15 protein-coding genes are annotated in these 13,902 nt (G+C 71.0%); 5 read left to right on the top strand and 10 right to left on the bottom strand.

What is annotated here, in order from left to right; all coding sequences use genetic code 11:
• Together ABTZ94_RS18965 and ABTZ94_RS18960 are read right to left on the bottom strand one after the other, a co-directional pair.
• On the bottom strand, positions 1-283 hold a 283-nt coding region (locus tag ABTZ94_RS18965; protein WP_351202203.1), incomplete at its 3' end, for a pantoate--beta-alanine ligase.
• A complete protein-coding gene (locus ABTZ94_RS18960) occupies positions 280-1,230 on the bottom strand; it encodes a Rossmann-like and DUF2520 domain-containing protein (protein WP_351202202.1) in 951 nt (316 codons plus the stop codon). The genes ABTZ94_RS18965 and ABTZ94_RS18960, both read right to left, overlap by 4 nt.
• A 190-nt stretch (positions 1,231-1,420) precedes the next feature.
• Between ABTZ94_RS18960 and ABTZ94_RS18955 the strand changes: the two genes are divergently transcribed.
• Positions 1,421-2,644, top strand: coding sequence for a threonine aldolase family protein (locus ABTZ94_RS18955; protein ID WP_502967268.1), 1,224 nt, complete (start codon positions 1,421-1,423; stop codon positions 2,642-2,644).
• A gap of 113 nt (positions 2,645-2,757) precedes the next feature.
• Here the strand turns inward: ABTZ94_RS18955 and ABTZ94_RS18950 are convergent, their stop codons facing one another.
• Positions 2,758-2,928, bottom strand: a complete 171-nt coding sequence (locus ABTZ94_RS18950; protein ID WP_351202201.1) for a hypothetical protein — start codon at positions 2,926-2,928, stop codon at positions 2,758-2,760.
• 105 nt (positions 2,929-3,033) lie between these two features.
• On the opposite strand from ABTZ94_RS18950, the gene ABTZ94_RS18945 reads away from it, so the two are divergent.
• A complete protein-coding gene (locus ABTZ94_RS18945) occupies positions 3,034-4,146 on the top strand; it encodes a DUF5937 family protein (protein WP_351202206.1) in 1,113 nt (370 codons plus the stop codon).
• Between the two features lie 12 nt (positions 4,147-4,158).
• Here the strand turns inward: ABTZ94_RS18945 and ABTZ94_RS18940 are convergent, their stop codons facing one another.
• Genes ABTZ94_RS18940 through ABTZ94_RS18930 form a run of 3 tightly spaced genes read right to left on the bottom strand, consistent with a single transcriptional unit; the run spans position 4,159 to position 6,651 of the window.
• Complete coding sequence (locus ABTZ94_RS18940; RefSeq protein ID WP_351202200.1) at positions 4,159-4,716, bottom strand: ATP-binding protein; 558 nt, start codon at positions 4,714-4,716, stop codon at positions 4,159-4,161.
• 5 nt (positions 4,717-4,721) lie between these two features.
• Positions 4,722-5,399 (bottom strand): response regulator, encoded by a 678-nt coding sequence (locus ABTZ94_RS18935; protein ID WP_351202199.1) that lies wholly within the window; start codon positions 5,397-5,399, stop codon positions 4,722-4,724.
• A gap of 43 nt (positions 5,400-5,442) precedes the next feature.
• Positions 5,443-6,651: a sensor histidine kinase gene (locus ABTZ94_RS18930; RefSeq protein ID WP_351202198.1), complete on the bottom strand. Its 1,209-nt coding sequence runs from the start codon at positions 6,649-6,651 to the stop codon at positions 5,443-5,445.
• A gap of 96 nt (positions 6,652-6,747) precedes the next feature.
• Here ABTZ94_RS18930 and ABTZ94_RS18925 point away from each other — a divergent pair, with 96 nt between their 5' ends.
• Together ABTZ94_RS18925 and ABTZ94_RS18920 are read left to right on the top strand one after the other, a co-directional pair.
• Positions 6,748-7,731 carry an SAM-dependent methyltransferase gene (locus ABTZ94_RS18925; protein ID WP_351202197.1) on the top strand — a complete coding sequence of 328 codons (984 nt, stop codon included), beginning with the start codon at positions 6,748-6,750 and terminating at the stop codon, positions 7,729-7,731.
• A gap of 73 nt (positions 7,732-7,804) precedes the next feature.
• Positions 7,805-8,947: an NADH-quinone oxidoreductase subunit D gene (locus tag ABTZ94_RS18920; RefSeq protein ID WP_351202196.1), complete on the top strand. Its 1,143-nt coding sequence runs from the start codon at positions 7,805-7,807 to the stop codon at positions 8,945-8,947.
• Positions 8,948-8,984: 37 nt separating this feature from the next.
• Here the strand turns inward: ABTZ94_RS18920 and ABTZ94_RS18915 are convergent, their stop codons facing one another.
• The 4 genes from ABTZ94_RS18915 to ABTZ94_RS18900 form a co-directional block, all read right to left on the bottom strand.
• Positions 8,985-9,995: a hypothetical protein gene (locus tag ABTZ94_RS18915; RefSeq protein ID WP_351202195.1), complete on the bottom strand. Its 1,011-nt coding sequence runs from the start codon at positions 9,993-9,995 to the stop codon at positions 8,985-8,987.
• Between the two features lie 96 nt (positions 9,996-10,091).
• Positions 10,092-11,069, bottom strand: a complete 978-nt coding sequence (locus ABTZ94_RS18910; protein WP_351202194.1) for an ABC transporter substrate-binding protein — start codon at positions 11,067-11,069, stop codon at positions 10,092-10,094.
• A 100-nt stretch (positions 11,070-11,169) separates the two neighbouring features.
• Positions 11,170-11,844: an ABC transporter permease gene (locus ABTZ94_RS18905; protein ID WP_351202193.1), complete on the bottom strand. Its 675-nt coding sequence runs from the start codon at positions 11,842-11,844 to the stop codon at positions 11,170-11,172.
• A 3-nt stretch (positions 11,845-11,847) separates the two neighbouring features.
• Positions 11,848-12,564: an ABC transporter permease gene (locus ABTZ94_RS18900; RefSeq protein ID WP_351202192.1), complete on the bottom strand. Its 717-nt coding sequence runs from the start codon at positions 12,562-12,564 to the stop codon at positions 11,848-11,850.
• 129 nt (positions 12,565-12,693) lie between these two features.
• On the opposite strand from ABTZ94_RS18900, the gene ABTZ94_RS18895 reads away from it, so the two are divergent.
• A complete protein-coding gene (locus ABTZ94_RS18895) occupies positions 12,694-13,881 on the top strand; it encodes an ABC transporter ATP-binding protein (protein WP_351202191.1) in 1,188 nt (395 codons plus the stop codon).
• Positions 13,882-13,902: the final 21 nt, after the last annotated feature.

Below are 13,902 nucleotides of genomic sequence, written 5' to 3'. Positions count from 1 at the left end.
GGTAGCGCTCCAGGTCGGCGGCCTCGCCGAACTGGAGCGGGTTGACGAAGACGGTGACGACGACCTGGCCGTCCGGGCCCGCGGCCTCGCGTGCGGTACGGATCAGGGTGGCGTGGCCCTCGTGCAGGGCGCCCATGGTCATGACGACGGCCCGCTGCCCTTTGAGGGGGGCGAACGCGTCGAGTTCGGCGGCCGTACGCAGAAGGGTGGCCGCGGGGGCGGTGCCGGGTGGGGCGGGATGCGGCGTGTGGGTGGTGCCGGTCCTGCCGGTCCTGTTTGTCATCGGGGCTCCTGTGATCCGGTGCCGCCCGTGGCGCCGCCGCCGTCGGCCAGGACTCCGAGCAGGTCCTCGGCCAGTTCCGGCTTGAGCATGCCGTGGGCGAGTGCGCGGTCGGCGGTGGCGCGGGCCATCGCGACATAGCCGGCCACAGCCTGCGGAGCGTGCCTGCGCAGCTCGCCGATGTGCGCGGCGACCGTACCCGCGTCGCCCCGGGCCACAGGGCCGGTCAGCGCGGCGTCGCCGGAGCGCAGGGCATTGTCGAGCGCGGCGCCGAGGAGGGGGCCGAGCATCCGGTCGGGGGCGGCGACCCCGGCCGTACGCAACAGCTCCATCGACTGGGCGACCAGGGTGACCAGGTGGTTCGCGCCGAGGGCGAGCGCCGCGTGGTAGAGCGGGCGGGACTCCTCCGCGATCCATTCGGGCTCGCCGCCCATCTCGATGACCAGCGCCTCGGCCGCGAGCCGCAGCTCCTCGGGTGCGGTCACGCCGAAGGAGCAGCCGGCCAGCCGCTGGACGTCGACGGAGGTGCCGGTGAACGTCATCGCCGGGTGCAGGGCGAGCGGGAGGGCGCCGGCCCGCAGAGCCGGGTCCAGCACCTTCGTTCCGTACCGCCCCGACGTGTGGACGATCAGCTGACCCGGCCGCACCGCGCCGGTCCCGGCGAGGCCCTCGACGAGGCCGGGCAGGGCGTCGTCGGGGACGGTCAGCAGCACCAGCTCGGCGCGCGCGAGGACCTCGGCGGGCGGCACCAGCGGTACGTCGGGGAGCAGGGCGGCAGCCCTGCGCACGGACGCGTCGGAGACGCCCGACACGGCTACCGGCCGGTGTCCGGCGAGCTGCAGGGACGCGGCGAGAGCGGGGCCGACGCGGCCCGCGCCCACGACGCCGACCGTGAGGCGGGCGGGGCGGTCCCTCGCGTCGAGGGGCTCCTTGGGGGTTGTTGCATTCACGCGGCGGTGGCCTTCCGTTCCAGTCCGCGGGGGGTACCGGACGATTTCTCTGCATGCTACGCCAGCGTTTCGTCCGAGTTCCTGGCTGTCCACAGCCTGTGGGAAAAGTGTGGGCGGGGGCATGGCACCGGGCCCGGGTGGGCCCGGAAATCGTGCGGGCCCGAGCTGCGCTCTGCGTGATGATCGTCCCATGACAGACATGGCTGACACGGATGAGCAGGCACGACAGCGGCAGCCGCAGGACGGGGCGCGGAGCGACGTGGAGGGGCCGGAGCAGTCGAAGGGGGATGCGCAGCGTCTGCGCAGGATGAACGCCTGGCGCGCGGCCGAGCGGGTCCTGATCAGGCCGCCCATGCACCTCCCGCTCGGTGAACGGCTGGCCGAGCTGGCGGCGGGGGCCGGGGCGGTCACCGATCTCGACCGCCCTGCGGACATATACGGCGATGGAGTCGTCGCCGAGCTGGAGAACCGTATCGCGGACCTACTGGGCATGGAGGCCGCCGCGTTCTTCCCGACCGGGACGATGGCGCAGCAGGTCGCGCTGCGCTGCTGGGCGGGGCAGACCTCCAACTCCACGGTGGCGTTGCATCCGCTCGCCCACCCCGAGATGCACGAGCGCGGCGCGCTGGGGGCCGTGAGCGGGCTGCGTACCGTCCATCCGACGTCCGAGCCCCGGTTGCCCACGGCACAGGAGATCCATGACTTCGCCGAGCCGTTCGGCACGTTGATGCTGGAGCTGCCGTTGCGCGATGCCGGTTTCGTCCTGCCGACGTGGGAGGAGCTGGAGGCCGTGGTGGCGGCCGCGCGGGAACGCGATGCGGCGGTGCACTTCGATGGCGCGCGACTGTGGGAGTGCGCCCCCCATTTCGGGCGGGAGCTGCCGGAGATCGCGGCGCTCGCGGACAGTGTGTATGTGTCGTTCTACAAGACGCTCGGCGGAATCTCGGGGGCCGCGCTGGCCGGTCCCGAGTCGCTGATCGAGGAGGCCCGCACCTGGCGCCACCGGTACGGCGGGCAGCTCTTCCAGCAGTTCCCGGCGGCGCTCGCCGCCCTGATCGGCCTGGACCAGGAGCTGCCGCAGCTGCCTTCGTACGTGGCACAGGCGAAGGTGGTGGCCGGGGCGCTGGCCGAGGGCTTCTCGGCGGCGGGCGTCGGTTGGTTCCGGGTGCATCCGGAGCCGCCGCACACGCACCAGTTCCAGGTGTGGCTGCCGTACGAGGCGGATGTCCTGACGGAGGCGTCGGTGCGGCAGGCGGAGGAGACGGGCGTGGCGCTCTTCCGTACCTGGCACCCCGCGGCTGCCGGGCCGCCTGGGGTGTCGCTCACCGAGGTCACGGTGGGGCGGGAAGGGCTGGAGTGGACGGCGGGAGATGTACGGGCGGCGGTGGGGGAGTTCGTGAAGCGGCTGGCTTAGCGGGGGCCGGCCGGGCCGACCGGGGGCGCCGGACACGTCTTGGCGGGGACTGTCCGGGCCGGCCGGGGCGCCGGGCACGTCTGCCCCCGGGCCCCGCCCGGACGGTTCCGCCCTCAGGCGCCGGGCGGGCTGGAATCGCCGGACCGGGCGGACCATTTGCGGCGGTAGTGGTCACGGACGGCCCGCAGCACGGACCAGTCGTGCCGGCCCGGCAGTGGCGGCGGCAGTTCCCCGTGCTGAGCTGCGCGATGGCTGTCGATCATGTGCTGCTGAATGGCGTCCATGGCCTCAGCGTGGGCCGGTCCCGGCTCGTCCGGCCCGTCGATTGACGACCACCGTCAAACGGCGCGTGGCCTTCAGCGCTCACGCCGCACTATGGAGGGGTGAGCGTGCACATCGACATCGCGGGGCTGGCGCCCGAGCGCATCGTTTTCGAGACCTCTCCCCTCGCCGAGCTGGGGCTGGTCCTGCACGCCCTCTCCGAGCCGGGGCACCACCCGGGCCTGCACGGCTGGGCGACGGCGACCGCCAGCGCGCTGGAGCCCGATCTCGCCGACCGGCTGCACGAGGCCGAGTTCCTGTGGCGCAACACGTTCTCGGACATCTTCTTGCCGTTCGCCGGGGTCTGCGGCGGCAACGGCAGGACGGGGGCGAACCTCGCCGAGGACCTGGACATCCTCGACCGGCTGGACGACGAGCGGTTCGTCTCCGCCGCCCTGGAGTTCACCTGTTCCAAGCTGTACGGGATGGGCGCGCCCTCCCCGCTCAGCAACGCGACAATGCGCGCCCGCGCCCTGGACCTGGCGGCGACGCGCGGCCCCCGGCAGGTGGAGTTCACCAAGCAACTGCTGGCCGACCCCGCCTCCGTACGCCGCTGGATCCGACGCCTCTTCGAGGACTGCGACCAGGCATTCTTCGCCGACACCTGGCGGCGGGTGCAGGTCCAGCTGGTCGCCGACGCCCGGCACAAGACTGATCTGCTGCGTCGCAAGGGGCTCGGCGAGGCGATAGGCGCGGTGTCCACGGCGCTGTCGCTCGACGAGGCCGGGACCCGGATCAGCGCCGACAAGCTGCTCGAGGGCCGTACCAACGCGGCCGCCCCGGCCGCCGGCCCCGGGCTCACCCTCATCCCGTCCACCTTCGGCTGGCCGCACCTGAACCTGCTGCACGCACCGGGCTGGCGTCCCGTGATCCACTACCCGGTGCACCACCCCGAGCTGCCCTCCCCCGCCTCCGTGGAGCTGCTCCAGCTACGGATGGACGCGCTGGCACACCCGATGCGGATGAGGCTGTGCCGTCACCTCGCCCGTTCGGCGTACACGACCGGTGAACTCGCCGATTCGCACAGCGTCACGGCGCCCGAGGTCTCCCGGCATCTCACGGTGCTGAAGAAGGCGGGCCTGGTCACCACCCGAAGGCGCGGCCGGTACGTGCTGCACCAGCTGGACCTGACCGTGGTGGCACGGCTCGGCAGCGACTTCCTGGAGGGCATCCTGCGCTGAGCCGCGGTCGGTTCAGTCGAAGCGGATGTGCTTGATCCCCGTCCAGGTACGCCGCACCCGGTGCCGCAGCGCGCTGTCCCGGTCCGGCAGCACGGTCAGCCCCGCCGATCCGGCGATCCGGTCGGCGACCTGCGGGATCGTCAGCCGGTCGGTGTGGAGGTGCTCGGCGAACTCCGGCTCCGCGAGCCGCTCCAGGCAGTGATCCAGTTTCCGTACGGCAAAGCTCTCCCGCTTCAGCCCGCGCACGAGCCCGCGTTCGCTCAGCCGGCGCAGCACCGTGGCCCGCTCGGCGAGCAACGCGAAGTGGTGCACCGTGTGCCCGTCGTCGCGCAGCCGCCCGATGATCTCGGCGAAGTAGCCGGGGTCGACGAGCGTCATCGGGACGACCACCTGCCCGGGGTGATGCCGCAAGGCCAGTTCCAGCACCTCGCGTACGCCGTCGCGCCAGGCCGTCAGGTCCTGGAAGTCACCGCGCAGTCCGGGCGGCAGCATCCGGTGCAGCCCAAACCCGACGTGCTCGGGGTCGCAGACCACGCTGCTGGGCAGCCGCCGATTCAGACCGACCGGCACATGGGTCAGCCCACCCCGCCGCCGCCTGCCCGGACCAGCCCCGTCTCGTACGCGAGGACGACGACCTGCACCCGGTCGCGCAGGCTCAGCTTGGTGAGGATGCGGCCCACGTGCGTCTTCACAGTCGCCTCGGAGAGCACCAGGCGGGCCGCGATCTCGCCGTTCGACAGGCCTTGCGCGACCAGCAGCATCACTTCGCGTTCGCGTTCGGTGAGCCTGCCGATGCCCTTGTGCTGCGGTTCGGTGTTGCCGCTCGGCAGCAACGATGAGAAGCGGTCGAGGAGCCGGCGGGTGGTGGACGGGGCGACGACGGCGTCGCCGCTGTGCACGGAGCGGATGGCGGCGAGCAGTTCGGCGGGCGGCACATCCTTGAGCATGAAGCCGCTGGCCCCGGCCTTCAGCCCGGAGAAGGCGTACTCGTCGAGGTCGAACGTGGTCAGGATGAGCACCTTGGGCGCATCCGGCTGCGCGCAGATGCGACGGGTGGCCTCGACGCCGTCCAGCCTCGGCATCCGGACGTCCATCAGCACCACATCGACGGCGGTGGAGCGCAGGTTCTCGATCGCCTCCGCGCCGTCGCCGGCCTCGGCCACGACCTCCATGTCCGGCTGGGCGGCGAGCACCATCCGGAAGCCGGTGCGCAGCAGCACCTGGTCGTCGACGAGCATCACGCGGATCGCCATGAGGTGTCCTGTCTCCTGTCTGTCCTGCAAAAAATCCGAAGATCTATTGGGCCGGCTTGAGCGGCAGCAGTGCGCTGATCCGGAACCCGCCGCCGGGCCGCGGCCCGGCGTCCAGCGTGCCGCCGACCATGCCGACCCGCTCGCGCATACCGATCATTCCGTGGCCCGCGCCGTCGGCGCCGCCGTCCTCGTACAGCTCGTGCGCCGCACCCCGCCCGTCGTCCTCGACCAGCAGCCCGAGCCCGTCGTCGAAGTAGACCAGCCGCACACTGGCCCCGGCGTCCGGGCCGCCGTGCTTGCGGGTGTTGGTCAGGGCCTCCTGCACGATGCGGTATGCGGTCAGCTCGACCCCGCTGGGCAGCGGGCGCGGGGTGCCCTCGACCTTGAAGTCCACCACCAGGCCGGTCTGCCTGACCTGCTCGACGAGGTCTTCGATCTGCTCGACGTCGGGCTGCGGGACGTACTCCCCGCTCTCCTTGGTGTCACCGGTCCGCAGCACCCCGAGCAGCCGCCGCATCTCGGCGAGGGCCTGCCTGCCGGTGCTGGAGATGGTCTCCAGGGCCTGCCGGGCCTGGTCGGGGGCCGCGTCCATGACGTACGCCGCACCGTCGGCCTGCACCACCATCACCGAGACGTTGTGCGCGACGACATCGTGGAGTTCGCGGGCGATACGGGCCCGCTCGGCGGCCACCGCGACCTTCGACTGCGCCTCGCGCTCCCGCTCCAGCCGGGCCGCACGCTCCTCCAGCTGGCTGAAGTAGGCGCGCCGGGTCCGCATCGAGTCGCCGAGCACCCAGGCGAGCACGAACGGCACGGTCATCACCATGCCGACGAAGACCTGCTGGGGCCAGCTGCTCTCCGGTCCGTTCTGCGGCCAGCGCAGTTGGGAGAGACCGGCCGCGCTCAGGCTGCAGACCAGTGCGAGCCGGGACGCCCAGCGCTCCCCGACGGTGGCCACGGTGAAGGTGATCAGCAGCATGGCGAAGTTCGCGACGTTCGGTGCGACACCGAACACGAGTTGTGCGACGCCCAGCGCCCCGGCGAGCAGCAGCATCTTCTCGGGTGCTCGTCGGCGCAGTGCGACGACAAGGCAGAGGCCGATGACGATCGGCACTGTGGCGATGCGCTCCGTGCTGGTCCGGCCGGCGTGGCCGGCCACTATCGACACGCCGGAGAGCCCGAGGAGGAAGACAGCCCAGAAGCAGTCGACGCCCGTCGGGTGTCTGCGGATGAAGTCGTAGAGGCGCTGCACGTAACCCAGCGTAGGGACAGGCGGTGGGTGCATGAGTCAGCCGAAGGGCCGATCCAGTTGCTGGGACCGTACTCCCCAAGGTGGAGACTTGGAAACGTGATGGATGAGTGGCGTGGGTGGCAGGAGGCGGCAGAGACCGCTTTGTACGGAGACGGGGGGTTCTACCGGAGCCCCGAGGGACCGGCGGGCCACTTCCGTACCTCCGTCCACGCATCCCCGCTGTTCGCCTCCGCCGTCGCCCGGCTGCTGGTCGCAACGGCACGGGAGCTGGGCACCGACTCGGTCGACCTGGTGGACCTGGGGGCGGGGCGGGGCGAACTGCTGACGGGGGTGCTGGCTGCGCTGCCGGCCGTGGGCGCCGACGGTCTCGCCGTACGGGCGTACGCCGTGGAGATCGCCGCCCGCCCGGCCGGTCTGGACCCCGGGATCGAGTGGTGCGCCGAACCGCCGCCGGGGACGCACGGCCTGTTGTTCGCCAACGAGTGGCTGGACAACGTCCCGACCGAGGTCGCCGAGACCGACGCGGACGGCGTCGAGCGGTATGTCCTCGTCCGGACGGCGGACGGTACGGAACGGCTGGGCGAGCCGGTGACCGGGGCCGACGCCGAGTGGCTGCGCCGCTGGTGGCCGTCGGCCGGGCCGGGCAGCCGCGCGGAGATCGGCCGCCCACGCGACGAGGCCTGGGCACGGGCGGTGTCCACGCTGTCCGGGGGGCTCGCGGTGGCGGTGGACTACGCCCACGTACGGGAGGCAAGGCCCCCCTTCGGCACCCTGACCGGCTTCCGGTCCGGCCGCGAGGTGCGGCCGGTGCCGGACGGCAGCTGCGATCTCACCTCGCACGTGGCGCTGGACGCGTGCGCGGCGGCGGTGGACGCCGGGGCCGACGCACCGCCCGCGGTGCTGACGCAGCGCGAGGCGCTGCGAAACCTCGGCATCAACGGCGAGCGCCCACCACTGACCCTGGCCTCGACCGACCCCGCCGGATACGTACGGGCCCTCGCCTCGGCGGGCGAGGCAGCGGAGCTGACGGCCCGGGGCGGCCTGGGCGACTTCGGCTGGCTGATGCAACGACGGGGCTGAAGAACCGGCCCCGCCGGCGATTGCGGCGCGAGGCCCGGGGCGGAGCCCCGGACGCTCAGGGAATACTGGCCGTATGACGGAGACGACAGTCGGCATCGGCGGCGCAGCGGAGAGCACCGACATGGTGCTCAACATCGGCCCCCAGCACCCCTCCACCCACGGCGTGCTCCGTCTGCGCATCGTCCTCGACGGCGAACGCATCCAGCACGCCGAACCGGTCATCGGCTACATGCACCGCGGCGCGGAGAAACTGTTCGAGGCCCGCGACTACCGGCAGATCGTGATGCTCGCCAACCGCCACGACTGGCTGTCGGCGTTCTCCAACGAGCTGGGCGTCGTGATGGCCGTCGAGCGCATGCTCGGCATGGAGGTCCCGGAGCGCGCGGTCTGGACGCGCACCCTGCTGGCCGAGCTGAACCGGGTCCTGAACCATCTGATGTTCCTCGGTTCGTACCCGCTCGAACTCGGCGGGATCACCCCGGTGTTCTACGCGTTCCGCGAGCGGGAGGAGCTCCAGGCCGTGATGGAGGAGGTCTCCGGCGGCCGGATGCACTACATGTTCAACCGGGTCGGCGGCCTCAAGGAGGACCTCCCCGCGGGCTGGCTCGGCCGTGTCCGGGACACCGTCGCCTCGGTCCGGTCCCGGATGGACGTGTACGACGACCTGGTGCTCGGAAACGAGATCTTCCGGGGCCGTACCCGCGGTGTGGGCGTGCTGTCCGCCGGGACCGTCCACGCGTACGGGGTGTCCGGGCCGATCGCCCGCGCCTCGGGCGTCGACTTCGATCTGCGGCGCGACGAGCCGTATCTCGCGTACGGGGAGCTCCAGGACACCCTCAAGGTCGTCACCCGCACCGAGGGCGACTGCCTGGCCCGCTTCGAGTGCCTGCTGGAACAGACTCACAATGCCCTGGATCTGGCGGACGCCTGCGTGGACCGGTTGGCAGGCCTCGCACCCGGCCCGATCAACCAGCGGCTGCCCAAGGTGCTGAAGGCCCCCGAGGGCCACACCTACGCCTGGACCGAGAATCCGCTCGGCATCAATGGCTACTACCTGGTGTCCAAGGGCGAGAAGACCCCGTACCGGCTGAAGCTCCGCTCCGCCTCGTACAACAACATCCAGGCACTCACCGAGCTGCTGCCGGGCACACTGGTCGCCGACATGGTGGCGATCCTGGGCTCGCTCTTCTTCGTCGTCGGCGACATCGACAAGTAGGCCGACACCCGGGCCGGCCCACACAGCGCCTGCGCGGCTACGAGATCGCGCTGCGCAGCTCCACCAGGTCCAGCTGCTCGGTCTCGTCGTGCGCGGTCAGGTCGATGACCTTGCCGACGGCCCGGTTCTCGGCCGTGCCCGTGCGGTGCGCGGCCAGCGCCTCCTCGCCCACCACGTCCGCGAGGTCCTCGTTCTGCACGGACTCGATCGCGGCGCGCGCCTTCTGCGTACCGAAGAAGTCGAAGCTGCCCTGCGGCACCGGATGACGGCGGGGCGCCGCGTACGGAGCGACGGCGCTGGCGGCCGGCACGGTGCGCGCCGCGGGCAGCGCGGCGGACGGCCGGGTCGCGGGAAGGGCGTTCGGCGGGCCGAGGTGCTGCGCCGCGGACGCGTCCGCGGACGCCGCGTGCTTCCCCTGCCGCTCCTGCGCCTCCCGGGCCCGCTCCGCGAGATCCCGCTTCCCGGCCTGCCCGGCGGTACGGCGCGACTCCTGGAGTGCCCGGTTGCGCGAGAGGTCCTCCAGCGCCTGGGCGGCGCGCAGATAGGCGGACGGTGTCGGTGTGCTGCGTGCGGCGGGCAGCTCCCGGGGGGCGGCGGCTTCGAGCGCGAGCTGCCTGCGGCCCTCCAGCGCGCTGGCCCGCTCGGTCTCGGCGTTGGCGTACCGCCGCAGCAGCGCGGCGTGCTCCCCGCGCAGACCCGCGAGCTCCACACGCTTGCGGCGCAGCTTCGTCTCCAGCCGTACGCGCAGCTCCCGCGACTCCTCCAGGTCGGCCTCCAGCTCGGCCGTGCGCTCCTCGGCCCGCGATTCGTCGCCGGCGCGGGCACGCGTCAGCTCCGCGACACGACGGCCCGCTTCCCGGTCCCAGCTGCGCATCAGATACGCACCGGTCACGGCAGCGGCCGCCGAGGCGGCCACCAGACCGCGCAGGACCAAGGGCTCGGCGAGCATCCAGGCGCCCGCGGCACAGAGGATCGAGACTCCGACGACGGCCGAAGGCGGAAGGATTCTGTGCAGAGGTGGCGAATGGCGATGACGTCCACGTGGCATGGCCTGAAATTTACCGTGTGTACGGGGCGCTTGGGCGGCCGCCCGCGAATCTGTTCCCGGCCGGTTACCTGGCGGCCCCCGATTTGCCGGTCGGTCCTACTTCTTGATGAGGCCCTTCGACTGCAGATAGTCCCTGGCCACATCGGCGGGCTTTGCGCGCTCGGCGTCGACCTTGCGGTTCAGTTCCGCCAGATCCTCGGTCGTGAGGGCCTTGGTGACCTTGCCGAGTGCGTCGGCAATGCCCGGGGAACCCGCGTCCTTGGCATTGACGACCGGCAGAACGTTGTCCGCGTTCTGGAGCTTCTTGTCGTCCTCCAGGAACACCAGGCCGTAGCTGTCCAGCACCGCGTCGGTGGTGGTGGTGAGGACCAGCTGATCCTTGCCGTCCTTGACGGTCTGCTTGGACTGCGGCGTACCGACTCCCTTGGGGTCGATGCCGGTGACATTGATGCCGTACGTCTTCTTCAGGCCCGGTGCGCAGAACGGCCGCACCTCGCACTCGTCGCCCGCCGCAATCTTCACTTCGGCCTTCGACCTGCCGAGATCCGAAAGGGTCTTGAGCTTGTTCCCGGCGGCGAATTCCTTGGTCACCGCGAAGGCGTTCTGGTCGACGGCCTCACCGGCCGGAAGCACCTTCAGTCCACGCGGGGTGGCGAGCTTCTCCAGCGCCGCGACCGTGGCGGCCGCGTCACCGGAGGCGACGGGCTTCTTCTCGGCCTCCTTCGCCCCGTTCACCTTGGCATTGAGGAATTCGGCGATCGTCGCGGCGTATTCGGGGACGACATCGATCTCGCCCTTCTCCAGGGACGGTTCGTACAGTTCCCGGTTGGCCACCGTGGTGACCGAGGTGCTGTATCCGGCGTCGCCCAGGATCTGTGCGTACAGCTCCGCAAGCACCTTGGACTCGGTGAAGGAGGCCGCGCCGACGACGAGCGAACCCTTCTTGCCGGAGCCGCCGGAGGATGCCGAGCCCCCCTTGTCCTTCTCCAGGCTGTCGCCACCGCAGGCGGCGAGCGAGCCGGCCAGCGCGACCATGCCGATGACCGTGCCCGCTATTCGCGAGGTCTTGCTCATGAGTTGTTCTCCGTCCACAGCAACAGGGTCTGTTTGAGATGGGGTCCGGGGATCGAGCAGATGCGGTGGTGTGGGCCCGACGTGCGGTCGTGCGGCACCGTCATGCCGTCCTGCGGCGGCGCAGCGGTGACAGCATCCGGTCCAGGCCCACCAGCACCGCCTCCACCAGCAGGGCGAGCACGGCGACCAGCAGCGCCCCCGCGACCACCTGTGGCGTGTTGTACGTGTTGAACCCGGCGGTGATGATCCGGCCGAGACCGCCCTGGCCGGCCATTGCGGCGATCGTCGCCGTGGCGACCACCTGGACCGCGGCCGAGCGCAGCCCGGCCATGATCATCGGGTAGGCCAGCGGGAGTTCGACCCGTACGAAGAGCTGGCCCCCGGACATTCCCATGCCCCGCGCCGCCTCGACCACCGACCGGTCGACCTCCGTCATCCCGACGTAGGCGTTGGTCAGCAGTGGCGGCACGGCGAACAGCACCAGCGCGATGATCGTCGGCACATATCCGGCGTTGCGCAGCGGTGAGACCATGAAGAGGGCCAGCACCGCGAAGACCGGGATCGCCCGCCCCACATTGGAGATGTTGACGGCCAGCGCGCCTCCCTTCCCGATGTGCCCGAGGTACAGCGCCATCGGCAGGGCTATGGCGCAGGCCAGGGCGAGCGCGACGCCGCTGACGTACAGATGCTCACCGAGCCGGTGGGCCGCCCCGCTCTCCCCCGACCAGTTGGCGCCGGTGGTGAGCCAGGTCCAGGCCTCGCCGAGAACTCCCATGGTTCAGACCGCCTTTGCCGTGGCGCCCGCGACCGCACCCGCGTGAGTGGTGCGTATTCGGGTCCAGGGGGTCAGCAGCCGCTGGAGGCCCAGCAGCAGCAGATCCGCGACGACCGCGAGCAGTACGCACAGGACCGAGGCGGTGAGCACCTGGGCCTTGAAGAAGCTGGGCAGGGCGTCCCCTATGAGGTTGCCGAGGCCACCCCTGCCGATGATCGATCCGACCGTCGTCAGCGCGATGGTCGAGACCGTCGCGATCCGCACCCCGGCCATCAACGCGGGCACGGCAAGGGGGAGTTCGACCTCCCACAGCAGCCGGACCGGCCCGTACCCCAGTCCCTTCGCGGCTTCCTTCGCCTCCTGCGGAACCGCTTCGAGGCCCGCCAGGATGTTCCGTACGAGAATGGTCAGCGAATACAGCACCAGGCCGGTGACGACCAGTGCCGCGGAAAGTCCGAACAGCGGCAGCAGCAGCGAGAACATGGCGAGCGAAGGCACGGTGTAGAGCACCGTCGTCAGCCCGAGGACCGGTCCGGCGAAGCGGCGGCTGCGGCGGGCGAGCAGCGCCAGCGGAAAGGCCACCAGGAGTCCGACCAGCACCGAGACCGCGGTGATCCAGATGTGCTGGACCGTCGCATCGGTCAACTCCTGGCTGCGGGAACGGAGATACTCCCCGCAGATCCAGTCGTTCGTCACCATGCAGTTCTCTGCGGCAGCCATCCGTCCCCCCCTCCGATTACCGCCTCGTACCGATGTTCTGGTGACCCTATCCTCGACCACTGACAATCGCCGAGGCCGGCGCATTCCAGCAACATGTCCTTCACAGAACACGCGCGACAATGGGGAATCATGATCCGTTTCGAGCATGTCACCAAGCGGTACGCGGACGGCACCACCGCCGTCGACGACCTTTCCTTCGAGGTCGCCGAGGGTGAACTGGTCACGCTCGTCGGACCATCGGGCTGCGGCAAGACGACCACCATGAAGATGGTGAACCGGTTGATCGAACCGACCGAGGGCCGGATATTCCTCGACGGGGACGACATATCCGCCATCGACCCCGTCCGGTTGCGCCGCCGTATCGGCTATGTGATCCAGCAGGTGGGGCTCTTCCCGCACCGTACGGTCCTGGAAAACACCGCGACCGTTCCTCACCTCCTCGGCTGGAAACGGGGAAAGGGCCGTGAGCGCGCGGCGGAACTCCTCGACCTTGTCGGACTTGATCCTTCCGTTTATGGCGACCGCTATCCGGAACAGCTCTCCGGCGGTCAGCGTCAACGCGTGGGCGTGGCAAGGGCACTGGCCGCGGATCCGCCGGTGCTACTGATGGACGAACCCTTCGGCGCGGTCGACCCGGTCGTACGGGAACGGCTGCAGAACGAATTCCTGAAACTCCAGGCGCAGGTCCGTAAAACCGTGCTGTTCGTCACGCACGACATCGAGGAAGCGGTCCGGCTCGGTGACCGCATCGCCGTCTACGGACAGGGCTCCATCGAACAGTTCGACTCCCCGGCGACCGTGCTCGGCACCCCCTCCACCCCCTATGTCGCGGACTTCGTCGGCGCCGACCGCGGCCTCAAGCGGCTTTCCGTGACCCCCATCGAGGAGGGCGACCTCGACCAGCCGCCGGTCGTCCACCTCGACGACTCCCTGGCGAGGGCGACCGAGCGGCTGCGGGCCGAAGGGGCGCGCTGGGCCGTCGTGCTGGACGGCGAGGACAATCTGCACGGCTGGATCCCGGCCGACGGCTCCACCACCGGGGCCAAGGACACGGTGCGCGCCCACGCCCGCAGAATGGAGGCGTGGCTGCCCGTCGGCGCCCCGCTCAAGCAGGCGTTCGCCACCATGCTCCAGCACGACGCGGGCTGGATCGCGGTCATCGACAAGGAGAGCAACGGCCGCTTCCTCGGCGTGCTCACCCCGGCCCGGCTCCATGAGGCGTTGCGCCGCTCGATCGACGCGGACGCCCAGGACGTCCCGCGTGCCGATGTGGCTGTCGAGACGGTGGAGAGCGTCACCAAGACAGCCGCACGGTGAGCCGGGAGCCGGGATGCGGGC

The sequence above is a fragment of the Streptomyces sp. NPDC002785 genome, from assembly GCF_040295565.1.
In the GTDB taxonomy this organism is placed as follows: Bacteria; Actinomycetota; Actinomycetes; order Streptomycetales; family Streptomycetaceae; genus Streptomyces.
Note: the sequence above shows the minus strand (reverse complement) of the source record. Positions and strands in the feature narration are given on the sequence as shown.